The sequence below is a fragment of the Providencia sp. PROV209 genome (assembly GCF_028479485.1).
GTDB classification, from domain to species: domain Bacteria; phylum Pseudomonadota; class Gammaproteobacteria; order Enterobacterales; family Enterobacteriaceae; genus Providencia; species Providencia alcalifaciens.
Genome location: NZ_JAMPNR010000023.1, coordinates 63,357 through 86,951, shown reverse-complemented (window position 1 = coordinate 86,951; position 23,595 = coordinate 63,357). Strand labels below are relative to the sequence as shown.

The window sequence follows — 23,595 nt, the reverse complement described above, 5'->3', positions numbered from 1 at the left end:
GGTAAGTGAATCCTTTTGAGGAGATGTTATGTACCATCAATATTTAGTAGCCCCAGAAAACTTTCCGAAACCGTGGATCCATATTACGGCTGATGATGAAGGTGTGACGAGTATCTATTTTGTTGATGAAAAAATGGAGAAAGAGTCGAAGAACGAATTCTCAAAGCAGTGTGCTAAAGAGTTAAAAGAATATTTCAATCATAAGCGGAAAGTGTTTTCTGTCGCACTGAATCCGCAAGGTACTGAGTTTCAGAAAAAAGTCTGGAAGCATTTGTGCGAAATTCCTTATGGTGAGCGCTGGAGTTATAAAGATCTCGCCTTAAAATTAGGTTCTGTTAACTATTGCCGAGCTGTAGGAATGGCAAATTCCCGTAATCCTATTTCATTGATTGTACCTTGTCATCGTGTGTTGGGGCATGATGGAAAATTGGTGGGTTACACAGGGGGCTTGGATATTAAAGATTGGCTACTTATTCACGAGAAGTAAACGCTGAAAAATTAACTATTAGTAATATTTATCTTTGCGTTAATTACTATTGATAAGGATTATTCCCGTTTTTTTGGGGAAAAGTGTGGATAAATAATATTTTTTTATCATTTAAATCAATTTTCGTGATCTAGGTTGTAGACAAGTAAGTTACATATCTGATGTACTGAGCTTGATACAGATGGTGTGTCTATTTTATTTTAAAGGTAATAATTTGATGTCTAAAGTTAAAGGTAACGTTAAGTGGTTCAATGAATCTAAAGGTTTTGGTTTCATCACTCCAGAAGATGGTAGCAAAGATGTTTTTGTTCACTTCTCTGCGATTTCTGGCGACGGTTTCAAAACCTTAGCAGAAGGCCAAAAAGTCGAATTCGAAATCACTGAAGGCGCGAAAGGTCCATCAGCTGCTAACGTTGTCTCTTTGTAATTAAATACTTAGAAACGAACAGCACTAAACTCGCACTAGCATTGCTAGCGCGAGTTTTTTTATGGATCAAACTCATCTAATAATAATTTGTATTAGTGATAAATTAGATAATTAATAAAAAACCCCAATGTGCAATATGCATCATCAGGGTTTCTCTGCAAGCATCGTTGGGTGAAATGGTAAATATTATTTAACTTCTTCGCCTTTTGCTTGTAGGTCAGCATGGTAAGAAGAGCGCACAAATGGACCACATGCTGCATGTGTGAAGCCCATATCCATAGCCGCTTCTTTCATTTCATCGAACTCAGCAGGGCTGACGTAACGCTTAACGGGTAAATGGTGGCGGCTTGGCTGCAAGTATTGTCCCAATGTTAACATCGTCACGCCATGACGACGTAAGTCACGCATAACTTCGATAATTTCTTCATTGGTTTCGCCTAAGCCAACCATTAAACCTGATTTTGTTGGGATTTCTGGATGTGCTTCTTTGAATTTTTCCAGCAATTTCAAGGACCATTCATAGTTAGCGCCAGGGCGAACTTGGCGGTAAATGCGTGGAACGTTTTCAAGGTTATGGTTAAACACATCCGGTGGCGTAGCGGTAAGGATTTCTAATGCGCGATCCATACGGCCGCGGAAATCAGGTACAAGCGTTTCAATTTTAATCGATGGGCTTTTTTCTCTGATTGCACTGATGCAGTCAGCGAAATGCTGTGCGCCGCCATCACGTAAATCATCACGGTCTACGGAAGTAATAACCACATAGCGTAGAGCCATATCTTTGATAGTTTGGGCTAATTTTTCAGGCTCATTGGCATCAGGGGCATTTGGGCGGCCGTGGGCAACATCACAGAATGGGCAACGGCGAGTACAGATTGCACCTAAAATCATAAAGGTGGCAGTTCCGTGGTTAAAACATTCAGAGAGGTTAGGGCATGACGCTTCTTCGCAGACGGAGTGCAGGCCATTTTTACGCATTGCGGCTTTGATGCCTTGAATTCGCGTAGAGTCAGCTGGCAATCTGATTTTCATCCAGTCAGGTTTACGTAGAATTTCTTCACGTTCCGTCACCACGTTTTTAACAGGGATCAGTGCCATTTTATCGGCGTCACGATATTTAATTCCACGCTCGATCTGAATTGGTTTACTCATAATGTGCCGGTTCCAGTTATCTGTTTGCCATTAAAATTTTTTTGAATAATGTTAAAAAATTATAGCATTATTATTGAACAATATGAAATCCAAGTGTGTCACAGAACTGACTAATAAGCACTGGTTGAACATCGCTTAATGTAATATTTGGCGACAGTGCTCGCACTTGTGTCATTTTCAACTCACTATAACCACAGGGGTTAATGCGATTAAAAGGCTCTAAATCCATATCAACATTCAGTGCCAATCCATGGAACGAACAGCCTTTGCGGATGCGTAAACCAAGGGAGCAGATTTTGTCTCCATTGACATACACTCCGGGGGCATCAGGGCGTGGGTACGCACTGATATTAAAATGAGCGAGGGTATTCACCACGCAGGTTTCTAGAGCACTAACCAGTTCACGGACACCAATATGGCTACGCTTTAAATCCACCATAACATACATCACTTGCTGACCGGGACCATGATACGTCACTTGTCCACCTCGATCGCTTTGGATGACAGGAATGTTTCCTGGCGCGAGAACATGCTCAGCTTTACCTGCTTGCCCTTGAGTAAAGACAGAAGGGTGCTGTACCAGCCAAATTTCGTCGCAGGTATCAGAAGTACGGGATTCAGTAAATTGATGCATTGCCTCAGATGTGCTCTCGTAGGGAGCCAGACCTAAGTCGCGGATGATGATGCTATTCTTCGACAAAATTCGGTGTCCACAGGCTGTAAAGATGAATGGCAGTATAACGCTGTGAAAGCTTTACCACCAGTTTAGCTTGTTATAAACGTGTTATTTTGCAGTATATTTCAACATTACGAGCAATAAAAAACCGAGCACATGGCTCGGCTTTTTGCGTTGTTCATTACAGGACAACTTTGACTAATTCTAATGCGCCTAACTCAGTGTAGAGCGTTTCAACTTGCTCAATGTGAGTCGCGTTAATCGTAATAGAAACTGAGTGGTAGTTACCTTTGCTGCTCGGTTTCACATCCGGTGCATAGTCACCCGGAGCATGGCGTTGAACAACTTCAATGACTTGGTCAACTAATTCTGGCTGCGCTAGGCCCATCACTTTGTAGGTCAATGGACATGGGAACTCAAGCAGTTCACCTAATTTCGTTTTCATGGGCACTCCTAAAAGATTAATTAGCGCCTGTATAAAAATTGGCTGGAAGAAAATAGATTTCGCCAGCCAATTCATGACCCCACTAGGGTTTGTATTTCACTACAGGCTTTCAGATACAAACTATATGGGGTTAACTTATTTCGATTTCAAGTATTAACTAAACCAACGATGGAATAATAGTTTGATGTAGTCGATCAAGCGGCTGAAGAAGCCACCTTCTTCAACATCTTTTAATACCGTTAAAGGACGTTGTTCAATTGTTTTTCCATCTAATTGGAAGCTAATCGTTCCGACTTGCTGGCCTTTTTTCAGCGGTGCTTCAATTTCAGTTGTGGTTAATTCGTAGCTTGCTTTCAAGTCTTTTAAACGACCACGAGGAATGGTGAGGTAAAGGTCTTCAACGACGCCTAATTTAACTTCGCTGTCATCACCAAACCAAACGGGAGCAGTTGCGAACTCAACATCGGCTTGCAGTGGCTTAACTGTTTCATAGAAGCGGAAGCCATAAGTGAGCAGTTTTTTGCTTTCTGCATCACGACCTTTACTGCTTTTTCCACCCATAACAACAGAGATCAGGCGCATATCGCCATCTTTCGCTGATGCCACTAAGTTATAACCCGCTGCATCAGTATGACCGGTTTTAATCCCATCAACGGCGAGGCTTTTATCCCATAGTAGACCATTACGGTTAGTTTGGCGGATATTATTAAACGTAAACTCTTTTTCTTTGTAAATTTCGTACTCTTCCGGTACATCACGGATCAGTGCTTGACCAATCAACGCCATATCGCGAGCAGAACTGTATTGACCCGCGGCATCCAAACCATGAACCGTTTGGAAGTGGGTATTTTGCAGACCCAGTTTAGTTACGTAGGTGTTCATCAAGTTAACGAAGTTAGCTTGATCACCAGCAACATAATCCGCCATTGCTACACAAGCATCGTTACCTGACTGTAAGTTAATACCACGGGTCAGCTGAGAAACACTCACGCGATCCCCTGGTTTTAAGAACATTAATGATGAGCCTTTGAAGATTGGATTACCTGTCGCCCATGCATCATCGCCAACCGTAACCATATCATTCGCACCGATTTTGCCTGATTTAATGGCTTGACCGATAACGTAGCTGGTCATCATTTTGGTCAAACTGGCAGGATCGCGGCGTTGGTCTGCATTGCTTTCGGCAAGGACTTTACCTGAATTGTAATCAATTAAGATATAGGCAGCCGCATCAATGTCTGGCACTGCGGGAATTGATGTATTTGGAAATGCTTCATCTGCATTTGCAAAATTAGCGGTAGAAACGATCAGTGCAGAAGCCAAGGCAGTCTGGCGCGCAATGCGTGACAGAAAGACATAGCGTGATGGGAAGACATTTTTCATGGTTGTATCATTATATCCGGCATTCGGTTAACACAAGAAAGCGCAGTTTAGCAAAAGTTCAAAGGCAGATAAAAGAAGCTCTTGCGCTGTGCAGGTAAATTTACGCTAGTTTATACCCGTTCTACTTCAAGTTGCAGGGGAAATAAGGATTTATTTCCCCTTACAACGTAAATTATTCGGCTATTGGGAGACTAAGGCGCGACAACCATAGATTGTTGATTACGCTCGGACTGTAAGCGAGATTGAATCTCTACGGCTTGTTGTCTGGTTGCAAAAGGTCCTAATTGAACACGGTAGATGCCATTGTAGGGTTGCAGGCGTCCTGGAACCTTAAACTGGTTTTTTAAATTGTCTAACATGCTTTGTGCATTCGCTTTACTACTGATAGCACCAGCTTGGACTAAAAATCCACGCTCAGGGACCGATTCTGTTGCGGTTGCTTGTGGCGCAGCTTGCGGTTCCTGCGGCTTGATGTTCATATCAGGCATAGTCGGTTGCATAGGTTCAACAGGTTGTTGGACGGGCAGTGAATTTGTTGGTGCTGGGGATTCTTGCATCACTGGCGTGCCTAATGGACCAGACCCTAACTGTGGGCGGTCGGGGAGCGCATAACTTTGCTTAACAAAGTTTGAACCTACTGTACCGGGACCCGATAAGCTGCCATCGGGTGCAACTTGAATAGCATCAATTTTAATCTTTGTCGTTGTCATCAGATTTAAGCGATCTGCAACCGCACGAGATACGGCAATGCTTTTACCCGGTGTATATGGACCCCGGTCATTAATACGCACCACCATCATGCGACCATTCATCATATTGGTAATACGTGCATAACTTGGAATTGGCAGGGTTGGGTGAGCAGCTGTTAACTCTACTGGGTTCGCTCGTTCACCAATGGCTGTCAGTTGACCAGAGGCTTCTTGTCCATAAATTGATGCGTAACCAACTTGAGAGTACTGCGCCGGATCACGCACGATTTGATACTGTTTACCATTACGTTGGTAATCATTATTCGCCGTTGGGTGATAAGGTTCATAATGTGGCTCAGCACCCAAGACATCTTGTGTTGGGATATTGGTTGGTACTGTTGGCTGCTGCTTAACGTCTTCGTTAATACAACCACTGAGCAATGTGGTTGCCATGGCGAGCATAATCCATTGTAAACGCATACTAAGCCTCATGTTATAAACTCTTAGATAGAAATTTTCTGTGGGTATGGATAGACATGATAATACCGAATCCAGCCATTAAAACAATTAAGGCGGAGCCACCATAACTGACTAAGGGAAGGGGAACACCAACGACAGGCAAGATGCCGCTGACCATGCCAATATTAACAAACACATACACAAATAGGATTAGGATTAATCCACCGACCATGACTCGCCCGAAGGTGTTTTGCGCACTCGCGGCGATATAGAGCCCACGAATGATGAGCAAAATGTAGAGCGCCAGTAAGACTAATACACCAATGAGTCCGAGTTCTTCGGCTAATACAGCGAAGATAAAATCAGTGTGTCGTTCAGGTAAGAATTCTAGCTGGGATTGAGTGCCTTCCAGCCAGCCTTTTCCCATTAACCCACCGGAGCCAATGGCAATTTTAGACTGGATAATATGGTATCCCTTACCGAGTGGGTCGCTTTCTGGGTCAAGTAACATCATGACTCGTGCACGTTGGTAATCATGCATTAAGAAGAACCAAAGCATTGGGATAAAGGCGGCGAGCGCAACGGCAGCAACGGCAATCAATCGCCAGCTCATTCCTGCTAGGAATAGAACAAATAGACCTGATGCGGCAACGAGAATTGAAGTACCGAGATCCGGTTGTGCTGCGACGAGCAACGTTGGAACGAAGATAAAGACAAGTGCAATACAGGTGTTTTTAAATGAAGGCGGGCATGTATCTCGGTTCATAAAGCGAGCCACCATTAAGGGGACGGCAATTTTAGCAATTTCCGATGGTTGGAAACGCACAAAACCTAGGTCGAGCCAACGTTGAGCCCCTTTACTGATTTGCCCAAATACATCGACAAAAACCAATAATATGACACAGAAAATAAACAGATGTGGCGCAAGGCTTTCATACATTCGTGGGGGGATTTGCGCCATCACGATCATGACTACGAAGCCAGAAAAAATTTGCCCCAATTTTCTTTCCATCATATCTGGGTCTAGCCCGCTAGCACTCCACATAATAAATGCGCTATACGCGAGCAATGCTATGATAATCAATAACATTGGCACATCAATGTGCAGACGTGTTGATAGTGATAGTTTTCGTTTATCGTCTGTCATGATTAACGATCTTCCTCTGCGCTGGCACCCGAGGTTTCAACTTGGGTCTTGTTATCACCTAACAGGACATGGTCAAAGATTTGGCGAACAATATCACCGACCGCAGGACCTGCACCACCGTTCTCTAAAATAATCGCAACGGCAATTGTGGGCTTATCGTAAGGGGCATACGCAATCATGAGTTTATGGTCGCGCAGGTGTTCCGCTAATTTGCTTGCGTTATAGGTTTCGTAGCTAAATACTTGGGCTGTTCCTGATTTCGCTGCCACTTTATATGGTGTGCCAACAAAGCTGCGTTTACCCGTACCATTCGGCGCATTGGCGACACCATACATACCCGTCTTAGCTAGCTCCCAATAACCTGAGTGGATATCACCAATCTGGCGGGTTTCTTTATCTTCATAAGGTACCATGGCATTGCCGAGTTTAGTTCCATACAGCAAATGTGGTGTTTTCACTTTACCATCATTGATTAATGTCATCAGCGCCTTAGACATTTGAATTGGCGTTGATGTCCAATAGCCTTGACCGATCCCAACAGGGATAGTATCCCCTTGATACCAAGGTTTTTTATAGCGTTTTTGCTTCCACTCACGAGTTGGCATAATACCTTGACGCTCTTCGGAAAGGTCGATACCAGTGTATTCGCCATAACCAAAACGAGTCATCCAATCAGATAGGCGATCAATCCCCATGTCATAAGCCACTTGATAGAAGAAGGTATCGGCAGATTCAATGATGGATTTGACCACATTCAGTTTGCCGTGTCCCCAACGCTTCCAGTCACGATAACGTTTTTCAGAGCCGGGGAGCTGCCACCAACCTGGATCATAGATAGTGGTATTCGGTGTAATCACTTTTTCACTCAAGGCTGCCACTGAAATGAATGGTTTCACCGTGGATGCGGGTGGATATAAGCCCTGAGTTGCTCGGTTGATCAGCGGTCTATTAGGGTTATTTAGTAGCTCTTGATAATCTTTGCTGGAAATTCCGTTCACAAACAAGTTTGAATCGTAACTAGGTGTTGATACCAAAGCGAGGATTTCGCCATTACGAGGGTCGGTAACCACGACCGCAGCACGGCTGGTGGTCAGAATTTTTTCGATGTAGGTCTGTAATTCAAGGTCGATAGTTAAATAGACATCGCGACCTGCTTGCGGTGGTTGTTCGTGAAGTTGACGAATAACTCTACCTCGGCTATTCACCTCAACTTCTTCGTAGCCTGTTTTGCCGTGCAACACATCTTCGTAATAACGCTCAATACCTAATTTTCCGATATCATGACTGGCGGCATAGTTTGGTAGCAAGCCATCTTTATCGAGGCGCTCAACGTCTTTATCGTTAATTTTTGCAACATAGCCAATGACATGGGTTAATGCTGAACCGTATGGATATGAACGGCGTTGATAGCTTTTGACTTCTAATCCCGGAAAGCGGTACTGATTGACCGCAAAACGCGCTACCTGAACTTCGTTCAGCTGAGTTTTCAGTGCAATTGAGGTAAAGCGGCGGGAGCGTTTACGCTCTTTTTCGAAGTTTGTGATGTCTTCGTCTGTGAGGTCGACCACATCGCGTAATTTGTCGAGGGTTTCCTGCAAGTTTTCCACTTTCTCAGGCACGATTTCTAACTGATAAAAAGTGCTGTTAAGGGCTAACTGAGTACCTTTACGATCATAAATAATGCCGCGGCTAGGGGCAATTGGCACCAATTTAATGCGGTTATCATTGGAGCGAGTTTGGTAATCTTCATGACGGACAATTTGTAAATGATACAAATTGGTCACGAGGATTGAGGTAAGTATGACAATGACGCCGAAAGCAATTAATGCTCGGCGAATAAACAAAACTGATTCTGCGGTATGGTCGCGAAAAGGGGTGCGTTGTTGTTTCATCCCATTGCCATTGTGTACAAATTAATTCCTAACTATTCCCGATGATACGGATGATTAGTCGTAATACTCCATGCCCGATAAAGACTTTCGGCAACAAGGACGCGAACGAGCGGATGGGGTAGTGTTAACGGTGATAGCGACCAGCTTTGCTCTGCAGCATCTTTACACGCAGGTGCAAGTCCTTCCGGTCCACCGATTAATAAACTGACATTACGACCATCTTGTTTCCATTTATCCAGCTGAACGGCAAGTTTAGGTGTGTCCCAACGATCCCCTGGAATATCCAATGTCACGATGCGATTGCCTTTACCAACAGCAGCAAGCATCAATTCGCCTTCTTTTTCGAGAATACGCTTGATGTCTGCATTTTTTCCTCGTTTTCCTGCGGGAATTTCGGTTAACTCGAAAGGCATATCTTTAGGAAAACGGTGAAGATAATCCATAAAGCCGGTCTGTACCCAGTCCGGCATTTTTGTACCGACGGCGATGAGCTGTAATTTCAAACTCAGCTCCAGAGTTTTTCTAGTTCGTACATGCGGCGACTTTCATCTTGCATGATATGCACAATGGCATCACCAAGGTCGACAACAATCCAGTCTGAAATACCTTGGCCTTCTACACCTAAAGGCATCAAACCCTGTTTACGGCATGCATCGATTAAACGATCAGCAACGGACATGAGATGACGGCTTGAAGTCCCTGTGCAGATAATCATTTGGTCGGTAACACTTGATTTCCCATGGACATCGATCGATGTAATATCTTCTGCTTTCGCATCTTCAAGTTGATCGATAATAAATTTTTGGAGTTCAGTTCCTTGCAAAAGGTTCACCTTTATTCAAATTGAGAGAATCTCTTGTTAAACACGATTTATCGCTGTACTTTCAGGGGAGATATCCCCCAATAAAGCGCCGCTATTTTACCCCAGATTTTCGGAAAAATCGGCTAAATTATTTTTTATTGATGTAAGAGGGCAATTTATAGGGATATCTTATCCATTCGGCAAGATAATTATCGTAACTTTACAAACAAAATATCGCTACCTCTCGCGTACCCATATTCTAGAATATGCGTGGGGTTGTGCAATTAATTAAATTGAAAATAAGCGAATAAAAGAGAATCAATTATTTATTGATATTTCCATTCGAATAGTCGAAATAAAGCTGCTTATTTTTGATACAAATTCTGCTGCTGAATATAGTGGTAAACAGCGCGCGGCAATAAATCATCACAAGCCTGTCCTAAACCCAGTTGTTCCCGGATTTCAGTGGCAGAAATATTCACCAGTGGAGTGTCACCAATGAAAATTGAACCACTCGGTGTCTCGCTCAATATTTGCGGTTCTGTGACTTGATGCTGTTGCAGCCATTGCTGCATATCGGGGTCATCGAAATGCGTTGCATAACCGGGTCTTGCACAAACGAGTAAATGGCATTTATCTAATAGCTGAGTCCAACCATGCCACGTGTTGATGGATAGAAGAGAATCTTGCCCAATAATGAACGCAAGAGGTTGCTGCTCTCCTAACTCTTGGCGTAATTCACTCAGTGTTTCAAGCGTAAAAGAAGGCGTATCACGTCGTAGTTCACGGGTATCAACAGAGAACAATGGGTTATCTTGAATTGCGAGTTTTACCATTTCTAAACGCTGGGCAGGGCTTGCTTCAGGTTGAGGTCGATGCGGAGGAACGTGATTGGGAAGCAAAATTACTTTTTGCAATCCGACTTGTTTTGCGAGTGCTTCAACAGGGCGCAGGTGTCCATAATGAATGGGGTCAAATGTTCCGCCAAAGAGTGCTTGTAGACCTTGTGGTTTCGCGTTCATTGTTCGTTACCTATTGATATCAGGTGACTTATCTATACATCGTGCATTATGAATGCTGAATAAAATGTTCCGCATCCGTTTTACCACACAACACCATGGAGAGAGACTGTAAGTCTGGCCATGAAGAGTGAGAGAAATCTTGCTTAGTATGAATTTCCGCTTGAGTGAGTAACATCAAGGCAGATTGTAATTGATGTAGGCTCAAACGTTGGAGTGCTTCACCTAACAAACCTCGGCGGTTTTGCCAGACTTTATGCTGGTCGAATAAGGTTTTCAATGGCGTGCTCGTAGACTGACGTTTTAACGTAATCAATAACATGAGTTCACGTTGAATAGCGCGCAGCAAAATCACGGGTTCAACATCTTCTTGCTTGAGCTGCTCAAGGATATGCCATGAACGGCGAGGTTTTCCCGCTAAAATCGCATCAACCCAATGATAGGGCGTAAAATGCGCAGAATCATTAACTGCGCTTTCGACGCGAGGGTAGGTCAGTTTACCGTCAGGGTAGAGCAGTGATAAGCGTTCTAACGCTTGAGCAAGCCCCAGTAAGTTCCCTTCATAACAGTAACACAGTAGCTGATTTGCCTCTGTTTCTAATGCGAGTCTCATCTGACTAGCACGCTTAGATACCCACTGAGGTAAGCGTTGGTACTCAGGTGTTAAGCAACTGACATAGACACTATCTTGGCTAATCGCTTTGAACCAAGCACTGTTTTCTTGTGCTTTAGTCAGTTTATGTCCTCGCAGGACTAACAGTAGATCTGGGTGAAGCAAACTTGCCAGCTGAGCGAGTTTATCCGCCATTGCGGCATTGGGACCATTTTCAGGTAAAAATAAGGTGAGCATTTGCCGGCTAGCGAAAAGGCTTAACGCCTGACAGAGACTAAAAATCTCGTCCCAATCGGTATTTTGCTCTAACGCGAAGGTAAAATGCTCTTCAAATCCTTGCTGGCGAGCAGCTAGGCGAATAGCATCTTGGCTTTCTTGAATAAGGAGGGGCTCGGAGCCCCAAATGAGATAGCGGCCTCTTAGAGACTCTTGTAACGAAGAGGCCAGCTGTTCAGGATAAATGCGTATCATTATTCGGCAACAGGTTTCTCAGCCGCTTTTGCTTTCGCTTTTTCTAACTCAGCGCTGTGAACCAGAAGCAATTTGCGCACAATGTTACGTGCTGCTTGTTGTTGCATCTCTTGCTTCACAATCTCGTTCTCAGCATCTTTAGCGAGCGCTTCTAACGGGTTATCAAAGAAAGTCCGCACAACTTTAGTTTCCAGCGGATAAATAGCGCCATCAGGCATTAATACTTGTGCCTTCATGACCAATGTCAGTTGTTTTTCCGCCGCTTTACCATCTTGGTAAATCGAAACGGTATCCGTGCTTTCTGTTGAGCCTACCAGTTTTAAAATAGGCACATCAGCACGACCGGAATCTAACAAGGTTACGTTATTGAGTCGAAGCTGTTCTCTGACCACACGCGTTTGGTAACTGTATGGGTCGCCAGAACTTAATTGTAACGTTTTCAATTCTTCAGGAAGTTGAGTTGTCCCTTGAAGACGAAAACCGCAACCTGCGGTGACAAGCACCGACAGGCTGAGAAATAGAGTTATCAGATAGCGCACTTGGGCTCCTTATCAGCCAACAACTAAGTTCAGTAATTTACCTGGTACATAAATGACTTTACGGATGCTCACGCCTTCAAGGTATTTAGTGACGCTTGCTTCTTGTGATGCCATTTCCTGAACGAATTCTTGGTTAGCATCCGCAGGAACCGTAATACGACCACGCACTTTACCGTTAACTTGAACAACGACCAGTTTTGTATCGTCAATCATGGCTTTTTCATCTGCTACAGGCCAGTTTGCAAAGTCGATATCTTCGTTGTGACCTAATGCTTTCCACATTTCGAAACAAGCGTGTGGAATGATTGGTGATAACATCAGGGTAATCGCATCTAAAGACTCTTGAACTAAAGCGCGATCTTGCTCTGTATCTTGTGGAGCACGAACTAATTTGTTCATAAACTCCATAATAGCCGCGATAGCCGTGTTGAAAGCATAACGGCGACCCACATCGTCAGTCACTTTCGCAATAGTCTTGTGGAGATCACGACGTAAATCTTTTTGTTCCGCCGTTAATGCACTGATGTCTAATGGCTGAGTTGCACCTTTTTGTGCGTGTTCATGAACTAAACGCCATACACGACGAACGAAACGGTTAGCTCCTTCAACGCTAGATTCTTGCCATTCAAGGGTTAATTCTGGTGGCGCGGCGAACATCATGAACAGACGGACGGTATCAGCACCGTATTTTTCGACCATTAATTGCGGGTCGATACCGTTGTTCTTAGATTTAGACATCTTGCTCATACCAGTATAAACCAGTTCATGGCCTTCGCGGTCTACCGCTTTAGTAATACGGTTTTTGTCATCACGTTCAACAATTGCATCCGCAGGAGAAACCCACACGCGCTGACCATCGCTACCGGTGTAGTAGAAGGCATCAGCCAGCACCATACCTTGGCACAGTAAACGTTTTGCTGGCTCATCAGAGTTCACCAGACCTGCATCACGCATTAATTTGTGGAAGAAGCGGAAATACATTAAGTGCATGATGGCGTGTTCAATACCGCCGATGTATTGATCCACTGGCAGCCAGTAGTTTGCTGCTTCTGGGTTCAACATGCCATCATCGTATTGTGGGCAAGTGTAACGAGCGTAGTACCAAGATGATTCCATAAAGGTATCGAACGTATCGGTTTCACGCAGCGCTGGTTGACCATTAATCGTCGTTTTTGCCCACTCAGGATCCGCTTTAATCGGGCTAGTGATGCCGTTCATGGTGACATCTTCCGGTAAAATAACCGGTAATTGGTCTTCAGGAACTGGAACAACGGTACCGTCTTCTAAGGTCGCCATTGGAATTGGCGCGCCCCAGTAACGTTGACGGGAAACACCCCAGTCACGTAAACGATAATTGACTTTGCGTTGACCCGCACCAAGCGAAACTAGTTTATCTGCGATAGCATTGAAGCCAGCTTCGTTGCTTAAACCAGTAAACTCACCTGAGTTGATAAGGGCATTTTTCTCCGTCATCGCTTCTTGAGATAAGTCAGGCGTGTTGCCTTCAGCATCTGCAATCACTGCTTTGATTGGCAGATTGTATTTATGAGCAAATTCCCAGTCACGTTGGTCATGAGCTGGAACCGCCATCACTGCGCCTGTACCGTATTCCATCAGAACAAAGTTCGCGACCCAAATTGGTAATTTTTCTTGGGTTAATGGATGAACGACATACAGACCTGTTGCCAGACCTTTTTTCTCCATGGTTGCCATATCCGCTTCCGCAGTTTTGGTATTACGGCACTCATCGATAAAGTCGGCTAATTCGCTATTCGCTTTGGCAGCTTCTTGCGCTAATGGGTGACCTGCTGCAACCGCGACATAGGTCGCTCCCATAAAGGTATCTGGGCGGGTGGTGTAGACAGTTAATTTCTCTGCACGGTCGGCAACATCAAAAGTGATTTCCACACCTTCTGAGCGACCAATCCAGTTGCGCTGCATGGTTTTAACTTGTTCTGGCCAATCTTCCAGTTTGTCCAAGTCATTGAGCAGCTCTTCAGCGTAGTCGGTGATTTTGATAAACCACTGAGGGATCTCTTTACGCTCAACTTGGCTATCGCAGCGCCAGCAGCAGCCGTCGATAACTTGTTCGTTTGCGAGAACGGTTAAGTCGTGTGGACACCAGTTCACTGCAGAGGTTTTCTTATACACTAAGCCTTTTTCATACAGCTTAGTGAAGAACCACTGTTCCCAACGGTAGTATTCTGGTGTACAGGTGGTCACTTCGCGGTTCCAATCGTAACCGAAGCCCAGCATTTTCAGCTGACCTTTCATGTAATCGATATTGGCGTAAGTCCATGGTGCAGGTGCGGTGTTATTTTTAACAGCAGCACCTTCAGCTGGCAGACCAAACGCATCCCAACCAATTGGTTGCAGAACGTTTTTACCCAGCATGCGCTGGTAGCGGGAGATCACGTCACCAATGGTGTAGTTACGAACGTGGCCCATGTGTAGTCGACCAGAAGGGTAAGGTAGCATGGACAGGCAGTAGTATTTCTCTTTGCTGTTGTCTTCTGTCACTTTGAACGTTTGGTGTTCATCCCAGTGACGCTGTACTTTAGGCTCTATATCTTCTGGACGATATTGTTCTTGCATGGCACCGATAATCCTATGGTGAATAATCGCTACAGGGTTAGCCTGTAGCTGGTGAATGTCTTGTCTATAAAATGGATCCGCATAGCATAGCGGATCACACATGAAAACAACAATGCCGAAAGCCATTGTGTCTGTAAAAAACGATGAATCGTCGATTAGATGAATTTACAGGGACTTGGTCTTGCTGTTTCAGCTGTTTGTTATATTTTGTGCTACATAGTGGTTGGCGATACGTTGATATTGCCATACGTTGTTGAAACTAAGAGCGCGCACAAAATAACAAGCGTATCGCCTATCATAATTCAATTTTCTACCTAAAACTTGAACTATTTCAGGGTGAATTTGCTTTGTTCGCAATTTTATTTGAACTTAGAACACGTTAGAGAATTTTTTAAGAGATTTCAAGCGCGGAAAAGTGCCAATTAAGAAAACGAGGTGAATTTTGTGTCGGTAAGAAAAGCTGAGAGAAAAGTTGCAAAAAGCCCTGTCGGACTTTCTGCAACTCAAAGGGCGATTAATGTAAGATTTTTGCTAAGAAATCTTTCGCGCGATCAGATTTAGGATTCGCGAAGAAATCTTCTTTTTTACTGTCTTCGATGATTTTCCCTTCATCCATAAAAATAACGCGATTGGCAACTTTCTTTGCAAAGCCCATTTCATGGGTGACGACCATCATGGTCATGCCTTCGTTAGCCAGCTCAACCATAACATCCAGCACTTCGTTAATCATTTCTGGGTCTAGGGCGGATGTTGGTTCATCAAACAGCATAGCAATGGGGTCCATACACAATGCACGGGCGATGGCGACACGTTGCTGCTGACCACCGGATAATTGCGCTGGAAATTTGTTGGCATGGCTTGCTAAACCAACACGCTCCAGTAGTTTTAATCCTTTAGCTTCTGCCGCTTTTTTGTCACGGTTTAGCACTTTAACTTGCGCTAAGGTTAGGTTTTCAATAATGGAAAGGTGTGGGAATAGCTCAAAGTGCTGGAATACCATCCCCACTTTTGAGCGCAGCTTCGCAAGGTCAGTTTTTTTATTATTAACTTGGATATCGTTAACGAAAATTTCACCCTGTTGAATTGGCTCCAACCCATTTACTGTTTTTATTAATGTGGATTTACCAGAACCAGACGGCCCGCATACAACGACAACTTCGCCTTTTTTGACCTCAGTTGTGCAATCTGTGAGCACCTGAAATTGGCCATACCATTTAGATACATTTTTCAGGGTAATCATGAAACAGTCCTTTTCTTAAGATAATTCACCAGCATTGAAGCGCCGAAACTGAAAATAAAATAGATGAGACCTGCAAAGAGTATCATCTCGACTTGCGTACCGTCACGCTCACCAATATTGGTCGCGGTTCTGAAAAAGTCGGTCAACCCAAGAACATACACTAATGAGGTATCTTGGAATAATACAATACCTTGGGTCAGCAATAATGGCACCATCGCTCTGAACGCTTGCGGTAATACGACTAAACGCATGGTTTGCATTTGGGTCATACCTAAAGCGAGGGAGGCGCTTGCCTGACCTTTCGAGATACTTTGAATACCTGCACGGATAATTTCAGAGTAGTAAGCCGCTTCAAAAAGACAGAAGGCTACCACTGCGGATATTAAACGAATATCATTTTTTGGTGATAAGCCTAGAACATTTTGTAATATGTTAGGCACAACTAAATAGAACCAAAACAGTACCATAACTAATGGAACTGACCGGAAGGTGTTGACGTAAAACGCCGCCAGCCAACGCAGAGGTTTAATACTGGATAATCGCATGACTGCCAGTACGGTTCCCCATAAAATCCCAACCACAATGGCAGCTGCCGTAATTTTGGCTGTGATAATAAAGCCATCCACTAAGAATGGGATGCTTGGCTCAATGGAACTCCAATCAAATTGATAAGCCATCTTAGCGTCCTCCTAGTGTGCCGGGTAAGCGCACTTTGCGCTCAAGCAAGCTCATTAGCAGCATAATAATCAAGTTGATACCGACATATGCGAGCGTGATTGCTGTGAAAGATTCCCAAGCATGGGCGGAGTAATCGAGTAATTTTCCTGCTTGTGCCGCCATATCCACTAACCCGATAGTGGATGCAATAGCGGAGTTTTTCACCAAGTTCAGCATTTCCGAAGTCATCGGCGGTAAAATAACGCGATAAGCATTCGGTAACAGTACATAACGGTATGTTTGCGGTAGTGTCAGCCCCATCGCGAGTGCTGCATTGCGTTGTCCTCTAGGTAAGGACTGAATAGCAGCACGAACTTGCTCAGTCATTCGCGCAGCGGTGAATAAACCAAGGCATAGCATAGAGGAGAGGAAAAACTGGTAGTTAGGATCTAACTCCATTTTAAACCAGTCGCCGATGGATTGAGGCAGCAGTTCAGGGATCACTAAATACCAAGTGAAGAACTGAACGATAAGCGGCACGTTACGGAATAATTCAACGTAAGCCGTTCCTAAGAAAGCTAAGAACCGGTTGGGGACGGTACGTAAAATACCAAAGAACGAGCCAACGAGAAATGCAATGATCCATGCGCAGATGGATAGCGTGACGGTGACTTCTAAGCCAGATATTAGCCACCCTAAATAGGTGGTATTCCCAAATGGGGCATTCTCAAGGAATATCCCCCAATTCCAATTAATTGACATAATATGACTTCCTGTGGGCAATTTGATTGTCCCGAATACCGCAATAAGAGAAAGCAAGGCGGGAACGACCGCCTTGCGACTCCTACTTCAGTAACACCCTGTTTGTCTTTTTTATTAGTTTAATGCTTTATCGTTTGGTGATTTGAACAGCGCTTTCATTTCATCAGATAACGTAAACTTCAGATTCAGGTTCTTCGGTGGGATTGGTTGATTGAACCAGCGGTCGAATGATTTCTCTGCTGCACCAGATTTTTGTGCAGTTGAGATAGTATCATCGACTAATGCTTTGAATTGTGGATCATCTTTACGCAGCATACAGCCGTAAGCTTCTTCAGTTTGCGGTTTTGCTACAATTTCCCAGATATCCGGTTGTTTCGCTTTTGCGCGTTCACCGGCTAATAGGGCATCGTCCATCATAAAGGCAACAGCACGACCAGATTCTAAAGTACGGAATGAGTCACCGTGGTCTTTAGCACTGATAATGCGCATCTTCATATTTTTCTCGTCATTTAGCTTATTCAGAATCACTTCCGACGTTGTACCTGAGGTCACAACGACGTTTTTGCCAGCTAAATCAGCAAAGTCTTTGATGCCAGAGTCTTTTTTCGCCAGCAGTCGAGTACCAACAACGAAAATAGTATTGGAGAATGCGGCTTGCTTTTGTCTCTCTAGGTTATTTGTTGTCGAGCCACATTCGAAGTCAAATGTGCCGTTTTGCAGTAATGGGATACGGTTTTGTGACGTGATAGGAATCAACTTCACCTGTAAATCAGGCATATTGAGTTTCTTTTTCACTGCATCAACAATGAGATTGGAATAATCTTGTGAGTAGCCAACAACTTTCTGATTATTATCATAGTAAGAGAATGGCACAGATGACTCGCGGTGACCCACCACAATCACGCCATTATCTTTGATTTTCTTCAGAGTACCGTTTAATTCTTCTGCTTGAACTGCGCAGGTCGCACCCAAAAGCATCATTGTTAAAACAAGCTTGCTAATACGCATAATTACAGCTCCTTTAGAACATCGGTGTCAATCCGCCATATTTCGAGTTCTGTGTTCTAACAACATATTGCTCGAATTATTTTGGTTTTGTGGTGTTGTGTTTGCAGATGTTTCGTGAGGTTTTAATCATGGCACGATCATCGGCTGTATGTTTTATTATTGTTAAAAAGTAATTAAAAAATATGAGTTTTGAAAATGAATTGTTTTAAATTCGGGAGCTGTCTCGCATATTATTTAGGCAGTTGTGAGCTGCGGCACTAATAAAACGACAAACTACCTAAACTTGATTATCGTGCACCGAAAGTGTGCAAAATAATTTCTTTTTTCTATTCACTAAATAGATTGCAAGTTCCGTGCCGTTTTTAAGAAAAAATGCAAAAAATAGTGAGTTTTTTAAGGGGCGTTATTTGTAAAGTTAAATGATGCTGCTTGTGTTGCTTATTTGGCTGTGTAATATGTAACCTTCTATTAACTTAATTATCTAATTATTGAGAATTCAGGAAGATAAACTGAGACAGACATGAATAGGTCGATGAAGTTAGGTAAAGGATTAGTATTGCTTGCCTGTCTGATGGTGCTGCTTTGTATGAACCAAAGAGCTGTCGGAGAGCGCGTATTCGCCTCCATGTTTACCTCGACGTCCATGTTTTCTCCTCTTTCTGCTGAACACCTTCAGTTTCATTCAGATACTTATTTTTCTGATGCAAATAAAGAAGGTAGTGAGCCTGTAAAGCTTTCAACCTGCGAATTAAGTTCAAAATCACTCCTCACTCTTGTCCCTGTCGTGATTGAGCCTCTCTTTTTTGTATTTCTTTCTTTAGCGTCATTCGCTATCTTTTGCACTAGGCTATTTATTATATATAGAGCAAACCGTGAAGAGAGCCATTCCCCACCTAGCGTTAGGCGTCATCTACAATTCTGTAATCTTCGGGATTAGAAAGCAGCGGGTTGTCATTCGTCGCTGTTATTTATTCTGGAGGGATCATGCGTTTTTTTATTAATGCGTTAATTGTGTTATTTACTGTATTTTCTAGCAGCTTATACGCTGCGGATACAGGCTGGTTACAACCTGCGAATACGGGGTTCATGACCGCAAATACTCCGAGCCATGTTCAGGTTCGCTTGCTTAGCTCTGCCCAAAAAGAGGGCAAAGTCGATATTTTATTGGATGTAAAACTTGATGATGGCTGGAAAACGTATTGGCGCTCACCGGGTGAAGGAGGAGTTGCGCCGGAGATAACGTGGTCATCACCGGTAAAAACGGTGGAATGGCTGTGGCCAACACCGGGTCGTTTTGATGTTGCAGGGGTTTCCACTCAAGGTTACATGGGTGATGTGATTTTCCCTATCACGGTGAGTACGAGCGAAAAGCTCGATAAGTTATCAGGCACATTGACGCTATCGACTTGTAGCAATGTGTGTATTTTAACGGACTATCCTTTTGAGTTAGATCTGACTGAGCCCGCGCCTGCGGATTTCAGTTGGGCATTTAACCAAGCAAAAGGTCATGTTCCAGCAGTGAGTGGTCTTGTCGAGCAGGCTAAGTATGGATTTGCTGGAAATAAGCTGACGGTAGAATTACAAAAAGCCGCTGACAATACGTGGATTGATCCACATCTGTACACTGATGTGGTTGATGGTGCGAGTTTGGGGGTTCCTGCCTTAAAATACTCAGGCGATAAATTAACGGCAACTATTAATGTCAGCGATGATTGGGGTGGGGAAGCACCTAACCTTGTCGGTAAAACGGTTTCATTTGTTGTTGTTGATGGAGAGTTATCCCAGCAAATTCATGGCACGGTTGAACCCTATGTGAGTGTCATATCGAGTGATGATAGTGGACAGTCGATTAGCTTATGGCTGGTCGTTTTATTTGCCCTGCTTGGCGGTCTGATCCTTAACTTAATGCCATGCGTATTACCTGTATTGGCAATGAAACTCGGTTCTGTCTTATTGGTTCCTCAAGGGGAACAAAATACCATTCGCCGGCAATTTTTACTCTCTTCATCAGGGATTTTAGTCTCATTTTGGTTATTGGCATTGCTAATGACTCTCTTACGATGGGGACAGCAAGTTGTTGGGTGGGGAATTCAGTTCCAAAGCCCATGGTTTATCGGCTTGATGGTCCTTATTACGGCATTATTTACGGCGAATTTATTTGGGCTGTTTGAGATTCATTTAGGCAGCAAGGCCAACACGCGCTTGGCGACTGCAGGTGGGCAGGGCAATAGTGGACATTTCTGGCAAGGTGTTTTCGCAACATTACTTGCAACACCATGCTCTGCACCATTTTTGGGCACGGCAGTGGCATTTGCGTTGGCGGCACCGATGTCACAACTGTGGCTGATTTTTACCGCACTTGGTGTTGGAATGAGTCTTCCTTGGCTTCTGATTGCGGCTTTCCCTGTGATTGCAAAAGCACTACCGAAGCCGGGGACATGGATGCTGAAATTGCGTGCTGTACTAGGCTTAATGATGTTGGTCTCTTGCTTATGGTTAATCAGCTTACTGATACCCCATTTTGGTGCAATGACGGCAATCATCATCGCGGTACTGTTTTTACTGATTCTTGTGTTGTTTATTCTGAAAAATCGCGGTGTACGCGCGGCTATCTTCCCATTCCTATTATTCTCGGCACTCGGTGCTGGGTTTATTTGGATGGCGTTAGATCAACATCAAGGGCATCAAACGTTAGCTGCGGATAAAGTGCAGTGGGAAACATTATCGGAAGACGCTATCACAAGGGCACTAGCGGAGAATAAGCGCGTGTTTATTGATGTGACGGCAGATTGGTGTGTGACCTGCAAAGCAAATAAATACAATGTGTTACTCAACGAAGAAATTCAGAATTTATTGAGTGAACCGGATGTGGTGGCATTGCGAGGGGATTGGACCAAACCTTCTCCAGAGATTTCGGCATTTTTACAGCGCCGAGGGCAAGTTGCTGTACCATTCAACCAGATTTATGGCCCTAATCTGACAGAGGGGAAAATACTGTCAACAATACTTGATCGTGAATCTGTAGTATCAATTATGACTGAGGCCAAAGGAGCCAAAAAATGAAAAAGACAATGTTAGCGGTTTTATTTTCTTCGTTAGTATTAGGGGCAACAGCACATGCGGCACCACTGACTGCGGATCAAGAAGCTCAGGTGCGCAAATTGGTACGTGACACCTTAGTTGAAAACCCTGAAATTCTTGAGGAAGCAATTGTCGCTTTACAAGCCAAACAAGGTGAGAAGCAACAAGCACAAATGAAGCAGGTATTAAAAGATCAGCATGATGCGCTGTTCAATGATCCGACCAGCCCACGCATTGGCTCGAAAGACGCGAAATTAGTGTTAGTTAACTTTACGGATTTTAACTGCCCATACTGCAAACGTTTTGACCCACTGTTAGAAGAGATGGTGAAGAAAAACCCTGATGTTGCAGTAGTCATCAAGTACCTGCCATTCAAAGGGGAAACTTCGTTGGAATCTTCGCAATTAGCGATGACGTTATGGCAAGAAAATCCAAAAGCGTTCTTAGCATTGCACCAAAAACTGATGGCGAAACAGGGCATGCTGTCGGATTCGAATATCAAAGAAGCGCTACAAGCAACCGGTAATGGTAAGTTAAAAGCGAGTGATAAGAGCCGTGCGGCTATCCGTAAAAACCTTGAGCTAGCTAATATGCTGGGTGTGAACGGCACACCGGCAACGTTAGTGGGTGATGAAATGATCCCAGGCGCTGTAGATGCACAAGAATTTGAACGCATCGTGAAAGAACAGCTCAGCAAAGCGAAATAATGACATGATGGGGAGACTCAAGAAGTGGTCAAAAGAGCTTCTCGTTTTAGCGATTATTCTTGTCATTGCTTTTACGGTGATGGATTTTTGGCGTAAACCGCAAAGCCTTGCCCCTATGTTATTAGAACCTCTGACCCTTGCAACAGGAGATGAGGTTTCTATTGCTGAACTTAGCCAGAAGCAGCCTGTTCTCGTCTATTTTTGGGCAACATGGTGTGGTGTTTGTAGTATCACATCCCCAACCGTTTCGGATTTAGCGAAGTCAGGGGTTCCTGTGGTGACCGTGGCACTCCGCTCTGGGGATAGTTCTCGGCTGTTAGCGGGGATGCAGAAAAAGGAATTGGCGTTTCCTGTCATCAATGACACCCATGGGCAGCTTGCTGCACAAGTTGGTGTGACCGCAACGCCAACCTTTATGATTATCGATAAAGGCGAGATGGTCAGCTTTACGTCTGGTTGGACGAGCTATTTAGGCTTAAAAAGCCGCCTATGGCTTGCATCGTTCTAAATAAATGCCCTTGGTATGATTATCAAGGGTATTTTGCTGATTAAACTCTTTTCTCAAACTCTCTCATCAAAATTCGAGATTACGAATAAACCGATAGTCAGCCGATTGTGATTTTAAGCGATAAAGATTGGCTGGGCGCCCGCGTTCTTGGCGTTTTTCCCCTGTATCAATCAGTAAATCAGCTTGCTCTAAACGGCGGCGGAAGGATTTATTCTGTATGGCTTTGCCGATTAAAACCTCATGAACATGTTGCAGCTCGGCTAAGGTGAATACTTCTGGTAGCGCAAATCCCGGCACAATGGAATAAAGGGATTTCTGGCGTAAACGTTCGCGGGCTTGTAAATAAAGCTGGTAGTGATCGAAAGCCAGTGCCATGCCTTCAATTTCTTCGATGGAGACCCATTTAACAGAATGAACACTTTCAATGTGCGCTTCGCAGGCTTGGTGAGCAATAAGTGCGGTATAGCAGACTGTTACGGACCAGCCGCGAGGATCTCGCTCTGAATTTCCTACGGTACATAACTGCTCGATATAAGGAGGAACAACCCCCGTTTTCTCTTTTAGTTTGCGATATACCGTATCGTCTAACGTGGTATCACAATTTTCATCAACGAATCCACCCGGTAACCCCCATTGGCCTTTTTGCGGGTAATTAGAGCGTTCCACGATCAGCACTTTTAAGGTGTTTTCATGATAAGTGAATAATACGGTATCCACCGTGAGCAAAGGAGTTAAATAATCTCGCCGATCATAATTAGATAAAAATTCTTTTTCTGTCATGTGATTAAGATCCTTTCCCCTGTTTTAGTCTTGCGTTAAATCATACGCGAAAACAT

Annotated in this window: 24 protein-coding genes; 6 read left to right on the top strand and 18 right to left on the bottom strand. The window is 44.0% G+C overall.

Annotated elements, in window-relative coordinates:
- The first annotated feature begins 28 nt into the window (after positions 1–28).
- Together PR795_RS16425 and cspE are read left to right on the top strand one after the other, a co-directional pair.
- Complete coding sequence (locus PR795_RS16425; RefSeq protein WP_036960178.1) at positions 29–487, top strand: methylated-DNA--[protein]-cysteine S-methyltransferase; 459 nt, start codon at positions 29–31, stop codon at positions 485–487.
- A 217-nt stretch (positions 488–704) separates the two neighbouring features.
- Complete coding sequence (gene cspE / locus PR795_RS16420; protein ID WP_006662336.1) at positions 705–914, top strand: transcription antiterminator/RNA stability regulator CspE; 210 nt, start codon at positions 705–707, stop codon at positions 912–914.
- 186 nt (positions 915–1,100) lie between these two features.
- Here cspE and lipA read toward each other — a convergent pair whose 3' ends face one another.
- From lipA to PR795_RS16335, 17 genes are all read right to left on the bottom strand, one after another.
- A complete protein-coding gene (lipA, locus tag PR795_RS16415) occupies positions 1,101–2,066 on the bottom strand; it encodes a lipoyl synthase (RefSeq protein WP_006660935.1) in 966 nt (321 codons plus the stop codon).
- A gap of 70 nt (positions 2,067–2,136) precedes the next feature.
- Entirely contained in the window at positions 2,137–2,766 is a 630-nt protein-coding gene (lipB, locus tag PR795_RS16410; protein ID WP_179897764.1) for a lipoyl(octanoyl) transferase LipB, read from the bottom strand.
- Between the two features lie 157 nt (positions 2,767–2,923).
- Positions 2,924–3,187, bottom strand: coding sequence for a DUF493 family protein YbeD (gene ybeD, locus PR795_RS16405; protein WP_006662335.1), 264 nt, complete (start codon positions 3,185–3,187; stop codon positions 2,924–2,926).
- A gap of 153 nt (positions 3,188–3,340) precedes the next feature.
- Complete coding sequence (gene dacA, locus PR795_RS16400) at positions 3,341–4,570, bottom strand: D-alanyl-D-alanine carboxypeptidase DacA (protein WP_006660938.1); 1,230 nt, start codon at positions 4,568–4,570, stop codon at positions 3,341–3,343.
- A gap of 191 nt (positions 4,571–4,761) precedes the next feature.
- On the bottom strand, positions 4,762–5,739 hold the full coding sequence (rlpA, locus tag PR795_RS16395; RefSeq protein ID WP_006662334.1) for an endolytic peptidoglycan transglycosylase RlpA: 978 nt from the start codon (positions 5,737–5,739) through the stop codon (positions 4,762–4,764).
- 13 nt (positions 5,740–5,752) lie between these two features.
- Positions 5,753–6,865: a peptidoglycan glycosyltransferase MrdB gene (mrdB, locus tag PR795_RS16390; RefSeq protein ID WP_006660940.1), complete on the bottom strand. Its 1,113-nt coding sequence runs from the start codon at positions 6,863–6,865 to the stop codon at positions 5,753–5,755.
- 2 nt (positions 6,866–6,867) lie between these two features.
- Positions 6,868–8,757, bottom strand: a complete 1,890-nt coding sequence (gene mrdA / locus PR795_RS16385) for a peptidoglycan DD-transpeptidase MrdA (protein ID WP_154630458.1) — start codon at positions 8,755–8,757, stop codon at positions 6,868–6,870.
- Positions 8,758–8,789: 32 nt separating this feature from the next.
- Positions 8,790–9,260 (bottom strand): 23S rRNA (pseudouridine(1915)-N(3))-methyltransferase RlmH, encoded by a 471-nt coding sequence (gene rlmH / locus PR795_RS16380; protein ID WP_006660942.1) that lies wholly within the window; start codon positions 9,258–9,260, stop codon positions 8,790–8,792.
- A gap of 2 nt (positions 9,261–9,262) precedes the next feature.
- The gene (gene rsfS, locus PR795_RS16375) at positions 9,263–9,589 is read right to left on the bottom strand and encodes a ribosome silencing factor (protein WP_006660943.1); all 327 of its coding nucleotides are present in this window, start codon (positions 9,587–9,589) and stop codon (positions 9,263–9,265) included.
- 335 nt (positions 9,590–9,924) lie between these two features.
- A complete protein-coding gene (gene nadD / locus PR795_RS16370) occupies positions 9,925–10,581 on the bottom strand; it encodes a nicotinate-nucleotide adenylyltransferase (RefSeq protein WP_006662332.1) in 657 nt (218 codons plus the stop codon).
- A gap of 46 nt (positions 10,582–10,627) precedes the next feature.
- Complete coding sequence (gene holA / locus PR795_RS16365) at positions 10,628–11,662, bottom strand: DNA polymerase III subunit delta (RefSeq protein WP_036974533.1); 1,035 nt, start codon at positions 11,660–11,662, stop codon at positions 10,628–10,630.
- Entirely contained in the window at positions 11,662–12,201 is a 540-nt protein-coding gene (gene lptE / locus PR795_RS16360) for an LPS assembly lipoprotein LptE (protein ID WP_036960188.1), read from the bottom strand. The genes holA and lptE overlap by 1 nt, the downstream gene beginning before the upstream one ends.
- 12 nt (positions 12,202–12,213) lie before the next feature.
- A complete protein-coding gene (gene leuS, locus PR795_RS16355) occupies positions 12,214–14,796 on the bottom strand; it encodes a leucine--tRNA ligase (RefSeq protein ID WP_036967912.1) in 2,583 nt (860 codons plus the stop codon).
- A gap of 514 nt (positions 14,797–15,310) precedes the next feature.
- Positions 15,311–16,036 (bottom strand): amino acid ABC transporter ATP-binding protein, encoded by a 726-nt coding sequence (locus PR795_RS16350; RefSeq protein ID WP_006660948.1) that lies wholly within the window; start codon positions 16,034–16,036, stop codon positions 15,311–15,313.
- Positions 16,033–16,713, bottom strand: a complete 681-nt coding sequence (gene gltK, locus PR795_RS16345) for a glutamate/aspartate ABC transporter permease GltK (RefSeq protein ID WP_006660949.1) — start codon at positions 16,711–16,713, stop codon at positions 16,033–16,035. The genes PR795_RS16350 and gltK overlap by 4 nt, the downstream gene beginning before the upstream one ends.
- Before the next feature lies 1 nt (position 16,714).
- Positions 16,715–17,455: an amino acid ABC transporter permease gene (locus PR795_RS16340; protein WP_006662330.1), complete on the bottom strand. Its 741-nt coding sequence runs from the start codon at positions 17,453–17,455 to the stop codon at positions 16,715–16,717.
- 114 nt (positions 17,456–17,569) lie between these two features.
- Positions 17,570–18,463: an amino acid ABC transporter substrate-binding protein gene (locus PR795_RS16335; protein ID WP_006660952.1), complete on the bottom strand. Its 894-nt coding sequence runs from the start codon at positions 18,461–18,463 to the stop codon at positions 17,570–17,572.
- Positions 18,464–18,983: 520 nt separating this feature from the next.
- Here PR795_RS16335 and PR795_RS16330 point away from each other — a divergent pair.
- Genes PR795_RS16330 through PR795_RS16315 form a run of 4 tightly spaced genes read left to right on the top strand, consistent with a single transcriptional unit; the run spans position 18,984 to position 22,759 of the window.
- The gene (locus PR795_RS16330; protein ID WP_071992064.1) at positions 18,984–19,400 is read left to right on the top strand and encodes a metal resistance protein; all 417 of its coding nucleotides are present in this window, start codon (positions 18,984–18,986) and stop codon (positions 19,398–19,400) included.
- A 47-nt stretch (positions 19,401–19,447) separates the two neighbouring features.
- Positions 19,448–21,526 (top strand): protein-disulfide reductase DsbD family protein, encoded by a 2,079-nt coding sequence (locus tag PR795_RS16325; RefSeq protein WP_272516952.1) that lies wholly within the window; start codon positions 19,448–19,450, stop codon positions 21,524–21,526.
- The gene (locus PR795_RS16320) at positions 21,523–22,251 is read left to right on the top strand and encodes a DsbA family protein (protein ID WP_006662328.1); all 729 of its coding nucleotides are present in this window, start codon (positions 21,523–21,525) and stop codon (positions 22,249–22,251) included. The genes PR795_RS16325 and PR795_RS16320 overlap by 4 nt, the downstream gene beginning before the upstream one ends.
- 4 nt (positions 22,252–22,255) lie before the next feature.
- Entirely contained in the window at positions 22,256–22,759 is a 504-nt protein-coding gene (locus tag PR795_RS16315; RefSeq protein WP_006662327.1) for a protein disulfide oxidoreductase, read from the top strand.
- Positions 22,760–22,825: 66 nt separating this feature from the next.
- Here PR795_RS16315 and PR795_RS16310 read toward each other — a convergent pair whose 3' ends face one another.
- Positions 22,826–23,539, bottom strand: a complete 714-nt coding sequence (locus PR795_RS16310) for an NUDIX hydrolase (RefSeq protein WP_181480661.1) — start codon at positions 23,537–23,539, stop codon at positions 22,826–22,828.
- Positions 23,540–23,595: the final 56 nt, after the last annotated feature.

Excerpts from the sequence above, each read along its gene's own strand:
- PR795_RS16335 (WP_006660952.1), bottom strand. The coding sequence starts at position 18,463 with ATGCGTATTAGCAAGCTTGTTTTAACAATGATGCTTTTGGGTGCGACC.
- holA (WP_036974533.1), bottom strand. The coding sequence starts at position 11,662 with ATGATACGCATTTATCCTGAACAGCTGGCCTCTTCGTTACAAGAGTCT.
- PR795_RS16310 (WP_181480661.1), bottom strand. The coding sequence starts at position 23,539 with ATGACAGAAAAAGAATTTTTATCTAATTATGATCGGCGAGATTATTTA.
- ybeD (WP_006662335.1), bottom strand. The coding sequence starts at position 3,187 with ATGAAAACGAAATTAGGTGAACTGCTTGAGTTCCCATGTCCATTGACC.
- rlpA (WP_006662334.1), bottom strand. The coding sequence starts at position 5,739 with ATGCGTTTACAATGGATTATGCTCGCCATGGCAACCACATTGCTCAGT.
- nadD (WP_006662332.1), bottom strand. The coding sequence starts at position 10,581 with ATGAACGCGAAACCACAAGGTCTACAAGCACTCTTTGGCGGAACATTT.
- PR795_RS16320 (WP_006662328.1), top strand. The coding sequence starts at position 21,523 with ATGAAAAAGACAATGTTAGCGGTTTTATTTTCTTCGTTAGTATTAGGG.
- PR795_RS16350 (WP_006660948.1), bottom strand. The coding sequence starts at position 16,036 with ATGATTACCCTGAAAAATGTATCTAAATGGTATGGCCAATTTCAGGTG.
- mrdB (WP_006660940.1), bottom strand. The coding sequence starts at position 6,865 with ATGACAGACGATAAACGAAAACTATCACTATCAACACGTCTGCACATT.
- PR795_RS16330 (WP_071992064.1), top strand. The coding sequence starts at position 18,984 with ATGAATAGGTCGATGAAGTTAGGTAAAGGATTAGTATTGCTTGCCTGT.
- gltK (WP_006660949.1), bottom strand. The coding sequence starts at position 16,713 with ATGGCTTATCAATTTGATTGGAGTTCCATTGAGCCAAGCATCCCATTC.
- dacA (WP_006660938.1), bottom strand. The coding sequence starts at position 4,570 with ATGAAAAATGTCTTCCCATCACGCTATGTCTTTCTGTCACGCATTGCG.
- PR795_RS16425 (WP_036960178.1), top strand. The coding sequence starts at position 29 with ATGTACCATCAATATTTAGTAGCCCCAGAAAACTTTCCGAAACCGTGG.
- mrdA (WP_154630458.1), bottom strand. The coding sequence starts at position 8,757 with ATGAAACAACAACGCACCCCTTTTCGCGACCATACCGCAGAATCAGTT.
- PR795_RS16340 (WP_006662330.1), bottom strand. The coding sequence starts at position 17,455 with ATGTCAATTAATTGGAATTGGGGGATATTCCTTGAGAATGCCCCATTT.
- cspE (WP_006662336.1), top strand. The coding sequence starts at position 705 with ATGTCTAAAGTTAAAGGTAACGTTAAGTGGTTCAATGAATCTAAAGGT.
- PR795_RS16315 (WP_006662327.1), top strand. The coding sequence starts at position 22,256 with ATGATGGGGAGACTCAAGAAGTGGTCAAAAGAGCTTCTCGTTTTAGCG.
- leuS (WP_036967912.1), bottom strand. The coding sequence starts at position 14,796 with ATGCAAGAACAATATCGTCCAGAAGATATAGAGCCTAAAGTACAGCGT.
- lipA (WP_006660935.1), bottom strand. The coding sequence starts at position 2,066 with ATGAGTAAACCAATTCAGATCGAGCGTGGAATTAAATATCGTGACGCC.
- PR795_RS16325 (WP_272516952.1), top strand. The coding sequence starts at position 19,448 with ATGCGTTTTTTTATTAATGCGTTAATTGTGTTATTTACTGTATTTTCT.